The following is a 17866-nucleotide window of genomic DNA, read 5'->3' as shown; positions in this document are numbered from 1 at the left end:
GCTTTTTAAACTATTTTTTTCTCCATTTTGTAATTGATGAGATCAGTTCCTTTTACATTCACGGTCTGTTCCTGAATGATGGTAAACCCCATTTTTTCAAAGAAAGATCTGGCTGTTCTACTTACATCGGCACTCAGTCCCTTTTTTCCCTGATTTCTGGCTTCCTGTTCAATTAAAACATACAATTTCCGTGCAATACCCTGTTGTTGAAAATCATGATGAACAAACAGCAGATCAATATAATTTCCCTGATCAAGCGTGCAGAATCCTACCGTTTTTCCATTGATCTCTGCGATCAATACGATCTGTTTTTCTATGACTTTCAGCCATCTTTCTTCATTTTCGGCGCCGGATTTCCAGACATTGATCTGATCGCTACTGTAATCATTTTTGCAGACTTCAGTAATGGTATCCGCAAAGAGTCTGCGTATTTCTGCCACATCATTGAGGTTACCCTTTCTGATGATCATGATGAATGGATGTATTTTGATTCATAGATTTTTTGCTGTTCCTTTGTCAATAGCGGATAGAACAGGTTCATCTGGATCAGTGCATAATGTTTTACCGCCTTATCTTTAGGAAGTTTAAAAGAGAGACTGTTGTGAATAATCCAGTTATCTGCAATGATGAATAGCTGGGTGGTAAGGCTTTCCAGAATAAAATCCGGAACATCATTTCTGAAAATATGATTTTCCTGAAAACCTTTAAAAATAATCTGAAATTCATCTTTTCTGGTGATATTGATAGATTCATACTGAGCTTCTATGACGGGAATATGTTTTAAGATATCAAAGAAATTCACGAAAATAAACCGGAAAGAATAGAAGACTTCATAGGTTGAAAAAGTAAAATGATAGAGGTCTTCAAGAGTTTTATTTTCTTTTTTTTGGAGATCATTCAGCAAAACATCCATTTTAAGAATCAGGTCGGTAAAAAGAATTTTGATGATGTCTTCGGAATGTTTATAATGATAGTGCAGATTTCCCGGACTGATCTTCAGGTCGGCTGCAATATGCCTGGTGGTGACATTATTATAGCCCTTTTCATTAAAGAGTTCCAATGCTTTTGATAATATTTTATCTTTGGTTTTCATGGTTCAAATATAAGCGAACTTAAATCATATTTCAAAATTAGAACAATTGTTCTAATTTTTGTATATTTGCTTTATCAAAATTTTCAGGATGGAAGGAAAAAAAATGTTTAATTATGAAACCGCCGGAAACAAGGAGTCTGAAAAGGGAAATGATATACAGGAAACTTTAGTGAAAATCCTGCAGGTTATTATAGGACTTGTGATGGCTATACTTCATATGTAATGAAAAATAAAATTTCACTATGGTTTTTGGCAGGGCTGGCTGTCTGGATAGGTATGGTTATTCTTAGACACAAGGGAATTTTCATCCCTGTCATCAGCAATCATGTTACAGACTTTATCACCATTCCCATGTATGCTTATCTGATAGAATATATAATGAATAGTGTATTGCGATATTATTGGAAACCGGATTTTAAATTCATTTTATCCTCCGTTTTATATATATCGTTGCTGTTTGAAGTAGTATGTCCTATGTTTTCAGAAAGATTTACAGGAGATATTTTAGATGTAGCCGCTTATTCTACGGGAGGTGTGATGTATTACTTTTTGAGAACCGGATTACCGGGCCTTTTCAAAAATGAGACGGTGTAGAAAGCCCGGAGTTCTCTGATATTCAATGAAGAGTTTCTCATCCTGAAAATAATAATTCATTGAGTAAATAATGCATCCGGATCCGAAGCTTATTTTGTCAGGTTCTGCAGTATATCCAAAAGCAATCGTTTTATTATTGTAATCAAAAGAGAATTCGTTATCATTAAAGCTTATAGACTTAATATCCTGTAAGGGTACATTTGCCATTTTTTCATCTTGAAGATATTCTGCCATCATTTTTGATTCAGGTGATGCTGACAAAGGAATGGTTTTATGGGTAATCACCTTCCAGGCTCCTATCAGTTTTTTTCTTTGTTTCTCTGTTTTCTCTGCGATAGAAACAGCTGTTTTCATTTCATTTTTTTCAAAACCTTCTCTGAAAAAGCTTCCATAATAGTCTTTTCCTTTTACCATGATTTTGTTGGAATCTATCACTTTAATCTGGAACAATAAACTGTCCCGGTCATATATTTCCAATCCTTTTATGCTAAGGTTTTTATTGAGCAGATAATTCTTACCCCATGAAGTGGTACGGGCTGCACGCCCATTCTCAAAATAGAGAAATTCTCTCCAGTGATCATTTTGCCGGGTAACCAATGAATCGGAAATCCATTCTCCGTTGAAGAAAGCGGGATCGTTATTTTTGTGGCAGGAAAAAAACAGGAATGCCGAACAGATTAACGCACTTTGGATGACTATTTTTCGTGAAAGCATGGTTATTATTATTTTTTAAGACAGTTCAACTATACAGCTGAATAATAGATCCTTTATAAAACTTTGTCAGATCATAAAGTTCTCCGAAATAATGTTGCAATTCGAAGGCAATATTCCTGTCCGAACCCTTATTTCGGAAATGTTCTTCAGCAAGATCATACAAAGAGGCATGATCAGCCTTTAAATAATGGGAAAGTACCGTACAGCTTCCTTTTTCTTCCAGCGCAATATCTGTAAAGAACAGGCCATACACCAGAAACTGATTGAAATTTTGGGCGTTCACCATGAAGTCCAGATGCTGCTGAGCATATTTTTCATAGTCAGAAAGAATATCCTTGAAAGACTGTATATTCTGTTCTTTGGGGATTTCGTAAAAAATATCCAGTCCGTTGATGAACAGCTGGGTTTTCACTTCTTCACTATCGGTTGGGTACGTATTGCTGAACCAGGTGAAAATGCTAGACAGTTCTTCTCTGGAAAGCTCTTCCACAGAGTCTTTTACTTTATTTTTAATGATTTCCAGACTTACTTTGGAATCTTCCTGCAAAAAAGGAATCACCTTTTCCTCCTCGCGGGTGAGTTTATTGTACAAATTGATTTTGGCAATAGTAGGATTGGTTTTAATGAAATAAAGTTCTTCTGCCATAATGCTCTGTATACGCTTTGTTTTAAGAAAATGGAGGGCTTTTCTCTTAACGAAGGTAAAGAAAAATTTTACATGATTTGATACTGATAATTAATTTATTCTACTGAAACTGTAAATATCTCCGGAGTCTGCCCGGCATTTACGGAAAAACTGAGCCGGAATTCCGTTTTTCATGTCTATTTTGGTTACGATTTTAGAATCACAGTCCCGGTCTGTATTTTTAAAAATTAAGAAACCTTTTCTCAGCTCAGCAGGAAGATCCATATCCGTAGTTACGTAATAATTTCCCAGATATTTATTATCATGATCGAAAACCAGAATCCGGTTCGTAGCGCGGTGCGAAAGTCCCCATATCCAGGTTGAATTTAGTATTTTATAAGTCCCGCTGCCGGTTATTACTTTACCGAGGTACCTTAAATGGGTTTCTGTTCCTCCTTTTTCAGACCATTGTCCAAAAGTATATTCCTTTCCTACAATATTTCTTTGAAGAACCTGACTTCTGATCTTATCATCATTCACCTGTGAAAAGAAATTTGCAGGGCACAGAAAAACCAGAATTAATAAGCATTTAACCTTAGCAACTGGCATTATTGATCTTTTAATGTTTCATGAAGAGCGATTCTGTTTCCTTCTGAGTCTTCAAATTCCGCGACTGCAAAGCCGTATTTTTGATCTGTCTTTTTGGGATAGAGTATTTTTCCGCCATACTGAAGAACTTTGGCAAGCGTTTTATCAATATCATCTGTTTTGAAATAAATAATAATTCCTTCTTTCGTGGGTTTGTATACATCTCCTTTCGCCAAAGCCCCGGTAATTCCGCTGTTTTTTTCTTCAAACGGGAACAGAGCCATTTCATAACCGTCAATCGCCTCTTTTTCAAAACTGAAATTGAAGACGCCGGTATAAAACTGTTCTGCACGCTTCATATCAGTAACAGGAATTTCAAAATAGACTACGGGATTGTAAGTTTTCATGGGTTTTTCAGGTTGTGAACAAGATATGATTAATAATGATATAAGGAAGAAATAAAAGCAATGGATGAAGAGAGTTTTCCTGGTTTTGATTAGTATTTTTTTCATCATTCAATATAATAATGGATATGAAAATTACGGAGATTTATTTAATAATAGGTAATATCATAAGATTCTGACCATTTCCAGCTTTTGCTGTCTGAAGCGTCTTCATAATAAATCAAATTATTGTATTTGTCATAAATGTGTGTCCGTTTCTGATCTTCATTTTCAGATTCTTCAACTTCAGTCCGGTTTTCATCTTCATAGGAAATACGGGTAATACTTTCTCTGTCTCCGGTTGTTATTTTTTTTATAATTCTGTTTTCCGAATCGAATTCATACGTGTAGGTGTAACTTCCGCCAAAATCATGATCTCTTTCAGTTTTCCCATAGGTATGTGATATTAAGAGATTTTTACTGTCGTATTCATGGCTGCTGTACTCTAAAATGGTTAATAGGTTTTCATTGAAATCCCTTTGGTACGCATATTTCTCATTAGATATTTCCCGGCCAGCATGATCATATTTTGTCTCTGTAAGTTCATTAAAAAAATCAATCGACGAATGTCCGGGCATCAGATCGCCATTTTCATCATACCTGAATTCATTGAGGAGGTTTTTAATTTCACTGATATAAGCAAAATTTTCATCCAGCGGAAAATCTTCAATACCGGGGAGACTGTCGGAAGTAATATTCTTCAGATGTTCTTCTTTGATTCTTGAACAGGATTCCAGATCAAATGTCTGATGGTAGTCATCATAATCATTTTCAATACGATATCTGGAAAATTTGAAGCTCTGTAAAACCCTGTTTTTTTCATCGGTAACCAAATGCCTTAGTTTGACTAACCGCTTTTCTGCATCAAATGATTTTCTTACCGTTACATTTCCATGATGGATACATTTAACAGTATATATTAAATCTCCGGAGTCTGAAAATGAGAGCTCTTCAATGGCCCGGTTATCTTTGTTAAACTGTTTTTGAAAAAGAATAATTCCGTTTTTTGAAAAGGTGATCAGCTTGCCTTTATCATTGTATTCCATGGAGGTTTTCCCAAATTCTTTTTTTTCCAGAAGATGATGATCAGCGTCATAAAACTCTGTTTTGTTGCGGTTCCCATAAGAATCCGAATAATGATAGATGATCATTTGTGGAGTATTGCCTCCCAAACGCCGGATTTCCCGGATATTCCAGCCGTCTTTTTCATACATTTTCTGAATACTGACAAGTGCTCCTTTTTTGTATAATTTAATTTCGGAAACATTACCATCTGCTGAATACCGGGTTTCATTCTGAATGATTCCCGAACCATATTTCGTTATACATTTTACATTTCCCCGAAGAGCATCCATGATCTGATTATTTAATTTTGAATAAATATACGCAAAGTAAAAAACCAATAAATAGATAGACTTATCTATTTTTTTGATACATTTGTAAAAAAATTTACGGTGAAAAAAGAAAAAGTAGGAGACCGGATTATCAGGGTAGCTTCTGATTTGTTTTACAGACAGGGTTTCAATTCAACTGGGATCAATCAGATTATTGCTGAGGCAGATATTGCCATAGGTTCGCTGTACAATCATTTTTCATCTAAAAATGACCTTCTCATGGCTTATCTCATTAAGCAGGAACAGGAATGGTTTAAAGGATTCGAAGACCATTCTGCCAAAATTTCAGAACCCGGAAATAAAATAATTTCTCTCATCAGTTATCGGAGAAAGCTTCAGCAATCTTTAAAATTTGGGGGCTGTCCTTTCATTAAAATTATTGCAGAAGTAGGAGACAGTAGTCAGGCAGTTTCTGATTTTGCAAAGCATCACAAAGAAAAGCAGAAAGAAATGATCAGAGTATTAGTGAATGAACATGCCGGAAACATAAAAAATATGGATCCGGAAATAATGACAGAACAAATTTTTCTTTTGATAGAAGGAGCTGTAGTTACTTCCACAATCAATAAAAATGCAGATTCTTTTGATAGGATCCAAAAAATGATTGAGACTCAAATGTCTTAATTTTTTTTGAAATTTAAAAAATAGATATGTCTATATAAAAATGAATGATAAATACTTGAAATTGATGGTGATATTGTCCGGTCAATTCCTTACAATCATGGATATTTTCATTATTAATGTGTCCATTCCTTCCATTCAGCGTGATCTTTCGGCTTCCAATGGCAAAATGCAGCTGATGATTGCTTCCTATCTTATTGGATTTGCTTCGTTTCTGATTACCGGCGGAAGGCTGGGAGATCTGTACGGAAGGAAAAAGGTTTTCATGACCGGACTCACTTTTTTTATACTGAGTTCAGTGGCCTGTGGAATTTCATCCGGAGCAGCCCTGCTTGTTGTTTCCCGGTTCATTCAGGGAATCAGTGCGGCGATGATGTCTCCTCAGGTCCTGTCGATGATACAGATTCTCTTTGCAGCCCATGAAGAACGGGCAAAGGCAATGGGCTGGTACGGAATAACCATTGGATTAGGAACTGTTTTGGGGCAGTTTTTGGGAGGATATTTTTCATCTGTAACCTGGATGGAAGAATCATGGCGGCTTATTTTTCTGATCAATATTCCGATAGGTCTGCCAGCGTTGTTTTTCAGTAAAAAAATATTGAATGAATCTAAAGTTTCGGCAGAAAAAAAAAGATTTGACTTCTTTGGAGTGATTATTCTGGCTGCCGGACTTTTCTGTTTTACCTATTCACTTACCATGTCTGAACATCAGGGAATTCAAATCAAAAATATAGCATTGACCATAATTTCAATCCTTCTGTTAATCTATTTTGTCAAAAATCAAAAGATAAGGGTAAAGCGAGGAAAATCTTATCTGATGGATTTCACTTTATTCAGCCATAAAAATTTCAATGTTGGAATACTGGCTGTTTCCTTTTTCTTTATTATGCTGGATTCTTACTTCTATATTCTCTCCCTTTTTTTCCAGGATGGGTTGCAGATTGGCACAATGGCAGCAGGAGAAATTATTGTTTTTCAAGGGATCGGTTTTATTCTGGCTTCTGTGTTTTCTGCGAAGTGTATTTTGAGATATGGTAAACGTTTTTTAATGACCGGATTAGTGTTGATTATGACTGTTCTGATTCTGCAGATCATTTTATTTGATAAGGAAACTCCCTTTTTTGTGTTGTGTCTTTTGCTTTTTTTTCACGGATTAGGAGTGGGATCTATTATTCCCTCGTTGGCCAATATTGCTCTTTCCGGGTTGCCACAGACGCTTGCAGGAAATGCTTCCGGAGTGTACAATACGTTTCAGCAGGCAGCAGCCATTGTTGGAATTATCTTGGTAGGAAGTGTTTTTTATTACACTCTGGGAGTAAAACCTTCACCCCAAAATTATCATCATGCGTTTTCTGTGGCATTAGCTGTCAATATGATCTGTCTTTTTGTGGTGCTATTTTCTATTGCAAAAATTCCGGAGCATACCCTTCCCATTACAAAACGGAAAGTTTTTGAATCTTAGGAGTAATAGATGAGAGATGTAAGTTATTAATTTTTGAAATTCAATACTATTTCAAATGCTGTTCTATTACTGTTTCCAGAGTTTCTTTAAGCTATATAATTATTTAAGGCGCAAGAAAATCAAAGATTTTCAGCTAAGAGTTTACTCCGAAATAGCCTGTATTCAATTTTATCAGAGATAAAATCTTCGCGCCTTAAAAACGTATTTTTTAGATCAATTGCGCCTTTGCGTTTTTCCAAAAATACATTCCTGAAAAGCTTCAGCAACTTCCACATTAAAAAACTAATTGGTTAAAATACGTTCTATTTTTGTAATAAGATAATTCTCAGGTGACAGGAAACGATACGAAACCTCATAATAAACATAGCCGTGCATAAATACAAAATGAATTTTGAATTCATAAGAGTTAAGATTTGAAATTTCAACATAATAATTGATGTAATTCATTTCTTTACGGCCGAAGTCATGATTATGTTCTATAAGAGGATCAACAGCTTTTTTCGTTTCAGTAATAATGCTTTGCCGGTTATCAATATAAAGATCAATGAATTGCGCGAGAGACGCTTCAAAATCTATGGAACCAGAATATTCTTTGTAAAAATAATCTTCAAATGCGAAAACAGGAGTTCTGTCGGTTTCAGACAGACCCACCTCTGATGTATTCTCCAGGCTTTGCCACATTTCGGCATACGGTCTGAACTCAAAAGCTCGTTCCTTTGGCGTTATAATTTTCATTCCCTGTATTATTTTTTTACGGATTCCAATGTGATCTTCGCCAACTTTCTGACAATTTCTGTAGGAGAGTGGCAGTCGCAGTTGCTCAATCCTATAACGTAAATATCTTCGCTTGGAATATAAACACCCATACTTTTAAATCCAAAAATACTTCCGCCATGTTCCCTGTCCGGAATTCCATTGATGTCTTTCAGGTGCCATCCGTAACCGTAGTTGAATTCTTCTCCGTTATTTAATGGATACTTCCGGAAAGCTTTTTGGGTTTCCGCCGGATTAAGAAGGGTATTTTGGTTCAGAGCCTTCTGCCATTTTAACATATCATCTGCTGTTGACATTAAAGAACCGGATGAGAAGGGAACACTGAAACTAATCACTGTTTTATTAACAAATCCATGTTCTTTCTGGTGGTATCCATAGGCTCTCTTGGGAATAATTTGACGGTCAGTAGCATAATAAGAGTGGCTCATTCCTGCTTTTTCAAATATATTCTTTTTGATGAAATCTTCATAAGTCTGTCCGGAAGCCAGTTCAATGATGTAGCCCAATACCACATATCCGGAATTATTGTATTCAAATTTGTCTCCCGGCGAAAAATCGACAGGCTCATTTTTGAAAAAATCAACCATCATTTCCGGTTTCATTTCTTTCTGGGCGATGGTGGATATGGTTTTCATTTTTGTAAAATCTTTGATCCCCGAAGTATGGGTCAGCAATTGATGAATCGTTATTTTATCGCCAGAGGGATAATCTTTGATGTATTTTGAAATAGGATCGTTTACATTGAGCTTTCCCTGTTGTTCCAGCATAAGGATGGCAACTGCCGTAAATTGTTTGGTCATGGATCCGATCTGAAAAACATTTTCAGGAGTCATTGCCGCATCCAGTTCAAGATTGGCTTTTCCGAAAGCTTTCCGGTACATATTCTTTCCTTTATGAGAAACCATAAATACGCCTCCGGGTCCGGCGGGATCATTAAATTCGGTTTTAATTAAACTGTCCATTTTCTTTTCATAAGACTGAGCATTGATAACACAGCAAAAAAAGAGTATAGATAACAGTGCAACAGAAGTTTTTTGAGTAATCATAATTATTATTTTGTTATGCAAAGATATAAATATTTATTATTACTATGTTATACTTTGTAGTGATTGGTAAAAAAAAATAATCTAAGAAGGGCAGGGAAATGGAAGAGAGAGGCTGGAAGTTACTGTCTGTCTTGCAATTTCCGGTAATGTTTTATGACTTATTTTGTCCGGGTAGTTTTTAGGGGAATGCCTGTTGAAATAATGGTGAGAGCATATGTTCCGTTGCTTTGCAAGGAAAATGTATAACTGTCTTCAGAATCCGGAGTATCGAAAAAAGAAGTTTCTGATTCAGGGTAAATTTTTGTTTTTTCTCCACCTTTATCTGTAATGTAAAGAAAATGATTTTCTAAAGTGACCGTGAATGTCTGGGATTGATCAAGATCTAGCGTAAACTGTCCGGTATACTTTTTCAAAATATCATCAGAAACTGTTATTGCCTTTTTATTAATTTCTTTAGGAACAGTGTAGGGTTTGTCTTCCAAAAGACTGATTACATCTTCTGTCACTTTCTGAAAAGGCATGTCACTAAAATTACTGGTAAAAATAAAAGTGATTTTAGATTTTAAGTTCTGATAATAATAGGCTCTGTAGCCCGGCCTTCCGCCAGCCTGAATAAGAAGACCGTCTTTAAACATTTTCAGCGCCTGTTCCTTCTTCATATTTTCCCCTGAAAGAAGCTTTTTACTGAAAGAATAAAGATCAGCGGTTGTGGAATAGTAATTACCCGTTTCAAACCTGTTAATACTGGTCTGGGAGATCGGTATTATTTTTCCTGCCTCACGATCAAACCCGTAAGCAAAATTGGATAGCGAATGGGCAGAATTGAATTCTCCCGTATTTTTGAGTTGGTATTTTTTTATAATCTCATTTTCAATGAAGTGTTGGTAACCCTTTTCAGCAGATTTATCAATGATATAATGAAGAATGAAGTACCCTACATTGGAATAAAGTGTATTGGTCCCGGGTTCAAACTGTAGCTTTTCTGCTTTGGCCAGTTCAATGGTTTTTTCCAGACTCAGGCTTTCATATTTTTCATAATCCTTAATTTCTCGTGGAAGACCGGACTGATGATACAGTAAATTTTCCACTGAAATTTTGTTGCCGGCTGGGAAATCAGGAATAAACGTATTGAGATGATCTGATAATTTAATTTTTCCCTGTTCTGCCAGCTTCAGGATTCCATATTTTATAAAAACCTTAGAGACTGATGCAATAATGAATGTACTTTTTTGGTTGACGTTCAAATCGTTGGCTTTTCCCAGAATATTATAGCTTTGATCCAAAAGGATTTGTCCATCTTGTGACACAAGCACATTTCCGTTAAACTTCCCCAGATCCGTTAATGCAGTAAAATATTTGTCCAGTTCTTTTGCATGTTTTCCGGTATTTTTCTGAGCAGAAAGATCTACTGAAAAAATCAAGATTAAAATAAAGACTAAATGTTTCATAGGTTTACGATTTGGCAGAAATAATATGGCTTATAATGAGTTCTTTTTTTTGCCAAAAAGTTACATTCCAATAACTTGAGGAGATTTTTTATTGGGAAACCGGATAAATAGATTAGTTTTTATAAAGCAGCAAACAACGGTTTATCTTTGATTTTGTTTCACCGCCCGGATCAGCTTTTCATTACGTCGGTCTGCTCTTGCATTGTTTAAAGATAAAGCGGCCCAGATGGCAGCAGGAAGCCAGCCTATCACTGTAATCTGTAAAATAAGACAGACGATTCCGGTAAGAATCTTTCCACGGACCATAAAAGACAGAAAAGGAAGTAAGATGGCTAAAAGCATATTGTATTGTTTTTAGATGATGTTTTTATTGGATTCTTTCAATAAGTCAGCAACTTTTTCCAAAATGTTACAACGTTTTCATCTGGTGTGTGGCAGATTGTTGTAATGACAAGATCAAAATTATTAAAAATACTGTTTCAAGTCAGATAAAAGTCAGCTTTTTAGAGCCGGGTTATTTATTTACTTCCTTCTTTTCCGTGGCCACATAAAAACAGCCCCGATAATTGCTAAAAAGATCAGGATGAGTGCTGCGAAACCTGTCACAGCATCATAAAATAACGAACCCTGAAAATAAAGTAAATCGGTAGATAAAAATAATTTACTTTTTTCCGGCTGATCAGGGTTTGTAAGGATAAGATAATCCCTTTTCTGTATTTTTTCCGAAACCGATTTTGAAAATTCCTTAACGAGGTCCTGACTGGTTTCTCTGTTCCAAAACGGATAATATTGGTATAAAGCTTCAGATTCCGAATTTTTATACGTTGTTCCGCTAAACTGATATTCGTAATCAATATTGACGAAAGAATTTCCTTTCCGCTTATATCCTGTGTCCCAGGAAGTAAATGGCTGTATTGTTTGAGCATTCACGGGTTTCCAATCCGAATGGGACCATTTGAATTCCATAATTTTCAGAAATGGAGAAACAGATAATACGGTAATTAAAGAAAGATAAATCACAGCGGTTGTGATCAGAAAACCTCTCGCTGCTTTTTTAAAATCAATTTTGAAATTCCGGAAGTTCTTAAAATTAGTGGCCGCTACCAGAAGTACTGTATAGAAAAAATACCTGACCGGGTTTTCTATAAAGACGAGAAATATGATCCCTCCTCCAACCAAAATTCCTCCTAAAACCGTAAAAAAGGTGTCTGATATTTTCTTGAATTTTTCAGTCATAGGAACAATAGATTGGTTATTGGGAGAGATTTATTTCTATTCTGGCTTTTATTTCTGTTTCGTTTTGCGAATAGTATCTAAATTAAAAAATATCATTGACAATAAATAGCTTTTGGCCAATCTTTGTTTTATGCAGATAATTTAAAATCAATATCTCCTGATTTTCACACTGGAAGCACTTTTAACTTTCACTTTGTTGCCTGTCTTTTTTAATAATCCGGTTTGAGGATCTCGCTTGAATACAACAAGATTTCCGCTGCCTGCATGGGCAACAATCAAAAACTTACCCGTCTCATCAATATCAAATACCCTTGAATGTTTCCCAAGAGTTGACTGATAACCAACATTCTTTAAAGTTCCGTCTTCAAGGATTGAGAAAATGGCTATATTATTTTCCCCACCACGATTAGCAGCATAAAGAAACTTCCCGTCCGGCGAAATGTGAATGTCCGAACTTTCAAAATTATCTTTGTATTGGTCCGTATGGGTATTCACTCTCTGGATGCTTTTCAGTGTAGCATTTTCATACTGATAAGCATTAACCGTCCCGGACAATTCTTCAATACAATAAGCATATTTTCCATTGGGATGAAAAGTAAGATGTCGTGGACCGCTTCCTAAAACAGACTGGATGTAAGGTTGTTTTGCCGCTTGTGCAGGCTCCGTCTTATCACTATCAAAAGTATAAGACCTGATTTTATCCGCCCCAAGATCTGTTAGAAACAAATGATCGGAATCCGGTGAAAAAACAGCAGCATGAACATGGGATCTGTCCTGCCTGTCTTTATTGACGCTTCCTTCTGAAAACTGGAAATTCTGTACCGCAGGCTGTATGGTTCCGTCATCATCAATAGGGTATATGGAAGCACTGCCTTCCTTATAATTGGCATTCACCAGCCATTTTCCATTTTGGTGAACACTTACATAAACCGGGTTTTCACCACCGCTTTTCTGACTGTTGATAAAAGTAAGCGTCTCATCTTTTGGGTTGAATTTAAAACTGCTGACACTTCCGGCATTGGGCGTTTTGCTTTCCGTACACGCAAAAATATACTGTCCATTGGGCGATAGGGTCAGAAATGAAGGATTCAGAATCCCTTTCAGAGAAGTTACTTTGGATAATTTTCCTTTGATGGTATCCAGTTGATACACATAAATTCCCTCCGTTGCTTTATCCCGGTTAAATGAGCCAACGAAGACGTATGTATTTTGGGAATAAATAGAGATAGATGCTAAAATAATAGTGATGATGCTGAGTATTCTTTTAAATGCTCCGGTAATTTTCATAAAGGTTTTAGGACAATAAATTATTTTGTTTCTAAAGATTGAGGAAGATTTTAATGTGTTATTTTACATATTCAATTTTACCTCTGAAATACCCTTTTCCTTTGTGTGGGATAATGTTTCCATACGAATCATATTCTGTTTTTTCAAATTCTACATAGCCGTAAATGCTGTCATTAGGTCTGTATACTGCTTGATTGAGGATCAGCTTTTGTTTTGGATTTTTAAAAGTGGAAGACTTTTCATTATCTGCTAGATCGTCACTTATATGATAAGGAGAAACTTCATAGGTACCGTCATGAATCTGTATATTGAAACCTCCGGAAGAGAATCCGGAATGATTGACAATATTGACGTTGAGGGTATCCGTGTTCTTCCAGAATACAGGTTCACAAATGTACTCACTGCTTATATTGAAAATAAGTTGGGTTGTCTTTTTGCTTTTGGGAGGTTCCGAATCAATCCCCATCTGAATTTCGTTTTCAGATTCCATTTTTTTGAAAACCGGATTGTTCTTCAGATTTTTATCAACAGAAAACGGCAACCGTTTGCTTTTACTCTTCTCTTTTGAACAGTTCAATAAAAACAGGGACAAAGTAAGTGCCAGAATTTTGAATTTCATTGATGGATAAGTCTTTGATAATAGGTAGTTCATCATCTCATTTTTAATTTTTTGCTTCAAAACCATCCCGTATAGCGGCTTGCAGTATATCCGTGTTGATGTCTTTCAGTTTTTTGAGTTTAATACAATATCCCGTAACGCTTGCCTTACCTATTTTTTCTCCATATGTTTCAGATAAATAGGTCTTATCTTTAATGCTTAGAATGTATACCGAAATTCCGGAAGTATTCGCACTGATACCAATTTGATAAAAGTCTCTGGTTTTCCCGTCAGCATATTCAATGGTTTGAAATCCATAGCCGATATTGGGATTGGAAACCGTTTTGTTTTCATCGTTTTTGCCGTCCAGAAACCATAATGTACAGTCTGGCATCATGTCCAGAATGATCTGGTGGAGATTCTGCATATCAATACGCTTGGGTTCGGGCTGGCTGGAAATATATTCCTGGATTTGTTCCTGTGTAGTCATGTGAAGTATAAATTCTGGGGCTTAATGGATGACCATTTTTTATTGGAGATTACCATTTATACTGGTTTTTTGCAGTACTGTGGCTGAGTTTCAAAATTAAAGCGGCTTTTTCCAGAATATTTTTCCCGGTGAGTATATATTCAGTTTTTCCATTTCTTTGATGTAGGATTTTTGATAAATAATCAGACTGATTTCAGTGATGTTCACCCATTTAGAATCCTTATTTCCCTTCACATCATAGGATGAAATTTCTTCTTCTTTCCTTTCTACTTTGGAAAGGCTGTAGTAGGATGTGTTATTTTCCCAATACGTCACGCCGGGCTCGTCTTCATCAATATGCAGTTCCTTACAGTTTCTTTTGACGTAATCTTGTATTCTATTAAAATCCTCTTTATTTTTTGAGGCTTTTTCTACCTTGAGATACGCCAGATTTCCATTTCGGTCTTCCGTCATATTTATTTTCGGAAAAGATACTTTGTTGAGCATGGCTAAGGTATCTTTTTCTTCACTCCATGCTACCGTTCTGTATTCGTAGCCGAACAGATCTGTAGGTTTTTTATTTCTGGTCATCCAGTCATGATTTGAGTCTAAATACAGTTCTGTTGGAAACCTTCCTTCGGATGAATAATAGCCTAAAGTATCCTTCTCGAAAAAAGGCTGATTCAGCAGATCTAAGGCCGCTTTCTTATCCAGCTTTTTAGGATCTTTTGAAATGGTTTCCTGAGTCTTTTTTAGTTTGTCCCGGAAAAATGCGGAGACATCGAAGCGGTCTGATATTTTTTCCAAATCAACAAATTGGCTATCCTGCGATTGGCAGGACGAAAAGATCAGTGAACCTAAAATGAGATAGACTTTAATATTCATCAATGTTAGAAAGGAACGTTGTTTTTTCATAAGCACTGGGTTTGTCAATGGAGTGTTGATGCCCAAATGTACGCATTACATCCATCAGATCCGTTGAAAATCCGTTGATTTATTCGTTAAAACTTCGGTATTTTTTCCGCAGGCTTACTTTTTCATGCTATTTAATCCCTGTTCAATGCTTACAAAAGTTTTATAACCGATTTCCTGTCTTGCTTTTTTACCCATTTTCGAATAAGGAAATAGGGTTTGCTTTTTTTGAAATTATCGACAGAATAAAAAAAGAACAGCCACTGACTGTTCTTTATATGATTAACCTGAGTTTTATTTTTTATGGTTTCTGAGAAAATATCCTTGTCAAGGTTCAAAACCTTGACAAGGATACTTGAGGCTAATAATAGTTTTTAACCTCATTTAATATATTTATGATCCGAATGCCCTTTTCAATAAACTTTCCACCTTCGGCTCACTTCCTCTGAAGCTTTTATACAGCTCCATCGGGTCTTTGGTTCCGCCTGAAGAAAGCAGGACTTTGTATTTGGCTGCCGTTTCAGGATTGAAAATTCCGGTTTCCTTAAAATACTGGAAGGCATCTGCATCCAGAACCTCCGCCCATTTATAAGAATAATACCCTGCAGAATAGCCACCCTGGAAAATATGGGAAAAACTAGGACTCATCGCCGTTTCAGGATTGACCGGATAAAGCGAGGTTGCTTTTGTATACTTATCCTCAAATCCTTTTACACTTTCACCATCAAGCTCTGCAACTTTGGTATGGTAATTCATATCCAGAAGTCCGAAGCCAAGCTGTCTCATCGTCTGGTAACCTTCCATGAAATTTTTAGACTGTTCTATTTTTTCAATCTTTTCATCAGGAAGCACTTCTCCGGTTTTATAATGTTTTGCAAAAGTTTTTAAAAATTCAGGCTCGTAGCAGAAATTTTCAAGAAACTGTGACGGAAGTTCTACGAAATCCCACTTTACAGAAGTTCCGGAAAGACTTGGATACTGGGTTTCAGCCAGCATTCCGTGAAGCGCATGCCCGAATTCGTGGAATAATGTGGTTACCTCTTGGAAAGTCAGTAAACTAGGTGTGTCTTTTGTAGGTTTGCTGAAATTACAGACAATAGAAATATGCGGACGGGAATTTTCACCGTTCTGCTGATACTGATTTTTGTAGCTGGTCATCCAGGCACCCGCTCTTTTGCCTTTTCTAGGGAAATAATCCACATACAGTAAAGCTTTGAAATGTTCTTCTGATGATCCTTTTCCGGACTCAAAAACTTCATACACTTTTACATCTTCATGGTATTTGGGAATATCATTTCTTTCTTCAAAACGAAGTCCGAAAAGTTTTCCTGCCAATCCGAAAACAGCATCCTGCACCTGATCCAATGGGAAATAAGGTTTCAGCTCTTCATCATTAAAATCATATTTCAGCTTACGGAGCTTTTCTGCATAGAAAGCATGGTCATAGCCCTGCAATTCATCAATTCCGTCAGCTTTGGCCAGTGATTTAAGTTCTTCAATTTCCTTTTCTGCATAAGGTTTTGCTTTCGTTAAAAGCTCGTTTAAGAAGTCAAAAACCTTCACCGGAGATTTGGCCATTCTTTCTTCCAGTACATAATCCGCATAGTTCTGATAGCCCAATAATTCAGCTTTCTGCTGCTTTAGATTCAGAAGCTCTTTGATCAGTTCCTGATTATCGAATTCACCGCCGTCAAAAGATTTTCTGCCGCTTGCCAGAGCAATTTCCTTTCTCAGTTCACGGTTTTCAGCGTAGGTCATAAAAGGAATATAGCTTGGGTACTGTAGTGTAATTACCCAGCCTTCCAGCCCTCTTTCCTTTGCTTCTTCCGCATACTGGTCAAGAATGGCATCCGGAATTCCTGCCAAATCTTCTTTGTTGGTGATAGATTTGAAATAAGCATTTGTTGAGGCTAGCACATTCTGTCCGAATTGCAGAGATTTTAAAGAAAGATCCATATTGATCTTCTGTAATTTTTCTTTCTCTTCCTGATTCAGAAGGGCACCGCTTCTCACAAAACCTTTATAAGTCTCATTCAACAGCATTTCCTGCTCTTCATTAAGAGTATATTTTTCTTTTTCGTCGTATACTTTTTTGATCTTGCTGAATAAAGCTTCGTTTTGAGAAATTTTTGAAGAATATTCAGTCAGCAGCGGAGAAACTTCCTGGGCGATTTTTTGAATCTCATCGCTGGTTTCCGCAGAATTCAGATTGAAAAAAATATTAGAAACCACATCCAGTTGTTCCCCTGAGTAAGCCAATGCCTCAATGACATTTTGAAAGGTAGGGGCTTCAGTATTGCTGACAATGCTATTGATTTCTTCTTCCGATTTTTTAATCAGTTCTTTAAATGCAGGAAGAAAATCTTCATTTTTAATAGCGTTGAAAGGAGCTGAATGATATGGTGTCGTAAATTTTTCTGTTAAAATATTCATTTTTCGATTTTTAAATAAGGTAAATGTAAGGATTCACGGGGAATCGTAGCTGATATGTTCAAAAATAATGCCCCTATATCAAGATGTGACAAAAATGCTTTATCTTTAATAATCTTGTCATATGGAAAG

21 protein-coding genes are annotated in these 17866 nt (G+C 36.2%); 4 read left to right on the top strand and 17 right to left on the bottom strand.

Annotation, left to right across the window (positions count from 1 at the left end; translation table 11 throughout):
* Nucleotides 1-5: 5 nt before the first annotated feature.
* Together ACM46_RS07190 and ACM46_RS07185 are read right to left on the bottom strand one after the other, a co-directional pair.
* Nucleotides 6-470: a GNAT family N-acetyltransferase gene (locus tag ACM46_RS07190; protein ID WP_048505959.1), complete on the bottom strand. Its 465-nt coding sequence runs from the start codon at nucleotides 468-470 to the stop codon at nucleotides 6-8.
* On the bottom strand, nucleotides 467-1093 hold the full coding sequence (locus tag ACM46_RS07185; protein WP_048505958.1) for a TetR/AcrR family transcriptional regulator: 627 nt from the start codon (nucleotides 1091-1093) through the stop codon (nucleotides 467-469). Before ACM46_RS07185 ends, ACM46_RS07190 begins: the two co-directional genes overlap by 4 nt.
* Nucleotides 1094-1181: 88 nt before the next feature.
* On the opposite strand from ACM46_RS07185, the gene ACM46_RS23790 reads away from it, so the two are divergent.
* Together ACM46_RS23790 and ACM46_RS07180 are read left to right on the top strand one after the other, a co-directional pair.
* Nucleotides 1182-1316, top strand: coding sequence for a hypothetical protein (locus ACM46_RS23790; RefSeq protein WP_277619845.1), 135 nt, complete (start codon nucleotides 1182-1184; stop codon nucleotides 1314-1316).
* Nucleotides 1316-1687, top strand: coding sequence for a hypothetical protein (locus ACM46_RS07180; RefSeq protein WP_048505957.1), 372 nt, complete (start codon nucleotides 1316-1318; stop codon nucleotides 1685-1687). Before ACM46_RS23790 ends, ACM46_RS07180 begins: the two co-directional genes overlap by 1 nt.
* Here the strand turns inward: ACM46_RS07180 and ACM46_RS07175 are convergent.
* From ACM46_RS07175 to ACM46_RS07155, 5 genes are all read right to left on the bottom strand, one after another.
* Nucleotides 1655-2401 (bottom strand): hypothetical protein, encoded by a 747-nt coding sequence (locus tag ACM46_RS07175; RefSeq protein WP_048505956.1) that lies wholly within the window; start codon nucleotides 2399-2401, stop codon nucleotides 1655-1657. The genes ACM46_RS07180 and ACM46_RS07175 overlap by 33 nt on opposite strands.
* Before the next feature lie 25 nt (nucleotides 2402-2426).
* A complete protein-coding gene (locus ACM46_RS07170; protein WP_048505955.1) occupies nucleotides 2427-3047 on the bottom strand; it encodes a hypothetical protein in 621 nt (206 codons plus the stop codon).
* Between the two features lie 90 nt (nucleotides 3048-3137).
* Nucleotides 3138-3635 carry a hypothetical protein gene (locus tag ACM46_RS07165; RefSeq protein ID WP_048505954.1) on the bottom strand — a complete coding sequence of 166 codons (498 nt, stop codon included), beginning with the start codon at nucleotides 3633-3635 and terminating at the stop codon, nucleotides 3138-3140.
* Entirely contained in the window at nucleotides 3635-4021 is a 387-nt protein-coding gene (locus ACM46_RS07160; RefSeq protein WP_048505953.1) for a VOC family protein, read from the bottom strand. The genes ACM46_RS07165 and ACM46_RS07160 overlap by 1 nt, the downstream gene beginning before the upstream one ends.
* 146 nt (nucleotides 4022-4167) lie before the next feature.
* Nucleotides 4168-5412 (bottom strand): hypothetical protein, encoded by a 1245-nt coding sequence (locus tag ACM46_RS07155; RefSeq protein WP_048505952.1) that lies wholly within the window; start codon nucleotides 5410-5412, stop codon nucleotides 4168-4170.
* A gap of 99 nt (nucleotides 5413-5511) precedes the next feature.
* Here ACM46_RS07155 and ACM46_RS07150 point away from each other — a divergent pair, with 99 nt between their 5' ends.
* On the top strand, nucleotides 5512-6075 hold the full coding sequence (locus ACM46_RS07150) for a TetR/AcrR family transcriptional regulator (RefSeq protein WP_048505951.1): 564 nt from the start codon (nucleotides 5512-5514) through the stop codon (nucleotides 6073-6075).
* A gap of 40 nt (nucleotides 6076-6115) precedes the next feature.
* The gene (locus ACM46_RS07145; RefSeq protein ID WP_048505950.1) at nucleotides 6116-7534 is read left to right on the top strand and encodes an MFS transporter; all 1419 of its coding nucleotides are present in this window, start codon (nucleotides 6116-6118) and stop codon (nucleotides 7532-7534) included.
* Nucleotides 7535-7816: 282 nt separating this feature from the next.
* On the opposite strand, the gene ACM46_RS07140 is transcribed toward ACM46_RS07145, so the two are convergent.
* The 10 genes from ACM46_RS07140 to ACM46_RS07095 form a co-directional block, all read right to left on the bottom strand.
* Nucleotides 7817-8269 (bottom strand): hypothetical protein, encoded by a 453-nt coding sequence (locus ACM46_RS07140; RefSeq protein WP_131707555.1) that lies wholly within the window; start codon nucleotides 8267-8269, stop codon nucleotides 7817-7819.
* 8 nt (nucleotides 8270-8277) lie between these two features.
* On the bottom strand, nucleotides 8278-9354 hold the full coding sequence (locus ACM46_RS07135) for a serine hydrolase domain-containing protein (protein WP_048505948.1): 1077 nt from the start codon (nucleotides 9352-9354) through the stop codon (nucleotides 8278-8280).
* A gap of 158 nt (nucleotides 9355-9512) precedes the next feature.
* Nucleotides 9513-10802 carry a serine hydrolase domain-containing protein gene (locus ACM46_RS07130; protein ID WP_048505947.1) on the bottom strand — a complete coding sequence of 430 codons (1290 nt, stop codon included), beginning with the start codon at nucleotides 10800-10802 and terminating at the stop codon, nucleotides 9513-9515.
* A 141-nt stretch (nucleotides 10803-10943) separates the two neighbouring features.
* Nucleotides 10944-11144, bottom strand: coding sequence for a YqaE/Pmp3 family membrane protein (locus tag ACM46_RS07125; protein ID WP_048505946.1), 201 nt, complete (start codon nucleotides 11142-11144; stop codon nucleotides 10944-10946).
* A 180-nt stretch (nucleotides 11145-11324) separates the two neighbouring features.
* Nucleotides 11325-12038: a hypothetical protein gene (locus ACM46_RS07120; protein ID WP_048505945.1), complete on the bottom strand. Its 714-nt coding sequence runs from the start codon at nucleotides 12036-12038 to the stop codon at nucleotides 11325-11327.
* Nucleotides 12039-12185: 147 nt separating this feature from the next.
* The gene (locus ACM46_RS07115) at nucleotides 12186-13325 is read right to left on the bottom strand and encodes a lactonase family protein (RefSeq protein ID WP_048505944.1); all 1140 of its coding nucleotides are present in this window, start codon (nucleotides 13323-13325) and stop codon (nucleotides 12186-12188) included.
* Between the two features lie 58 nt (nucleotides 13326-13383).
* On the bottom strand, nucleotides 13384-13944 hold the full coding sequence (locus tag ACM46_RS07110) for a hypothetical protein (protein WP_048505943.1): 561 nt from the start codon (nucleotides 13942-13944) through the stop codon (nucleotides 13384-13386).
* Nucleotides 13945-13987: 43 nt separating this feature from the next.
* Nucleotides 13988-14413, bottom strand: a complete 426-nt coding sequence (locus ACM46_RS07105) for a hypothetical protein (RefSeq protein ID WP_048505942.1) — start codon at nucleotides 14411-14413, stop codon at nucleotides 13988-13990.
* A 96-nt stretch (nucleotides 14414-14509) separates the two neighbouring features.
* Entirely contained in the window at nucleotides 14510-15307 is a 798-nt protein-coding gene (locus tag ACM46_RS07100) for a hypothetical protein (RefSeq protein ID WP_131707554.1), read from the bottom strand.
* 390 nt (nucleotides 15308-15697) lie between these two features.
* Complete coding sequence (locus ACM46_RS07095; protein ID WP_048505940.1) at nucleotides 15698-17737, bottom strand: M3 family metallopeptidase; 2040 nt, start codon at nucleotides 17735-17737, stop codon at nucleotides 15698-15700.
* Nucleotides 17738-17866 lie beyond the last annotated feature (129 nt).

This window comes from Chryseobacterium angstadtii, from assembly GCF_001045465.1.
Taxonomy (GTDB): domain Bacteria; phylum Bacteroidota; class Bacteroidia; order Flavobacteriales; family Weeksellaceae; genus Chryseobacterium; species Chryseobacterium angstadtii.
Note: the sequence above shows the minus strand (reverse complement) of the source record. Positions and strands in the feature narration are given on the sequence as shown.

Bases quoted from the DNA above. Each gene is read 5' to 3' on its own strand.
- ACM46_RS07100 (WP_131707554.1), bottom strand. From the start codon at position 15,307: ATGAAAAAACAACGTTCCTTTCTAACATTGATGAATATTAAAGTCTAT.
- ACM46_RS07145 (WP_048505950.1), top strand. From the start codon at position 6,116: ATGAATGATAAATACTTGAAATTGATGGTGATATTGTCCGGTCAATTC.
- ACM46_RS07125 (WP_048505946.1), bottom strand. From the start codon at position 11,144: ATGCTTTTAGCCATCTTACTTCCTTTTCTGTCTTTTATGGTCCGTGGA.
- ACM46_RS07165 (WP_048505954.1), bottom strand. From the start codon at position 3,635: ATGCCAGTTGCTAAGGTTAAATGCTTATTAATTCTGGTTTTTCTGTGC.
- ACM46_RS07140 (WP_131707555.1), bottom strand. From the start codon at position 8,269: ATGAAAATTATAACGCCAAAGGAACGAGCTTTTGAGTTCAGACCGTAT.
- ACM46_RS07110 (WP_048505943.1), bottom strand. From the start codon at position 13,944: ATGAAATTCAAAATTCTGGCACTTACTTTGTCCCTGTTTTTATTGAAC.
- ACM46_RS07095 (WP_048505940.1), bottom strand. From the start codon at position 17,737: ATGAATATTTTAACAGAAAAATTTACGACACCATATCATTCAGCTCCT.
- ACM46_RS07185 (WP_048505958.1), bottom strand. From the start codon at position 1,093: ATGAAAACCAAAGATAAAATATTATCAAAAGCATTGGAACTCTTTAAT.
- ACM46_RS07115 (WP_048505944.1), bottom strand. From the start codon at position 13,325: ATGAAAATTACCGGAGCATTTAAAAGAATACTCAGCATCATCACTATT.
- ACM46_RS07175 (WP_048505956.1), bottom strand. From the start codon at position 2,401: ATGCTTTCACGAAAAATAGTCATCCAAAGTGCGTTAATCTGTTCGGCA.
- ACM46_RS07105 (WP_048505942.1), bottom strand. From the start codon at position 14,413: ATGACTACACAGGAACAAATCCAGGAATATATTTCCAGCCAGCCCGAA.
- ACM46_RS23790 (WP_277619845.1), top strand. From the start codon at position 1,182: ATGGAAGGAAAAAAAATGTTTAATTATGAAACCGCCGGAAACAAGGAG.
- ACM46_RS07155 (WP_048505952.1), bottom strand. From the start codon at position 5,412: ATGGATGCTCTTCGGGGAAATGTAAAATGTATAACGAAATATGGTTCG.
- ACM46_RS07120 (WP_048505945.1), bottom strand. From the start codon at position 12,038: ATGACTGAAAAATTCAAGAAAATATCAGACACCTTTTTTACGGTTTTA.
- ACM46_RS07135 (WP_048505948.1), bottom strand. From the start codon at position 9,354: ATGATTACTCAAAAAACTTCTGTTGCACTGTTATCTATACTCTTTTTT.
- ACM46_RS07190 (WP_048505959.1), bottom strand. From the start codon at position 470: ATGATCATCAGAAAGGGTAACCTCAATGATGTGGCAGAAATACGCAGA.
- ACM46_RS07160 (WP_048505953.1), bottom strand. From the start codon at position 4,021: ATGAAAACTTACAATCCCGTAGTCTATTTTGAAATTCCTGTTACTGAT.
- ACM46_RS07180 (WP_048505957.1), top strand. From the start codon at position 1,316: ATGAAAAATAAAATTTCACTATGGTTTTTGGCAGGGCTGGCTGTCTGG.
- ACM46_RS07130 (WP_048505947.1), bottom strand. From the start codon at position 10,802: ATGAAACATTTAGTCTTTATTTTAATCTTGATTTTTTCAGTAGATCTT.
- ACM46_RS07170 (WP_048505955.1), bottom strand. From the start codon at position 3,047: ATGGCAGAAGAACTTTATTTCATTAAAACCAATCCTACTATTGCCAAA.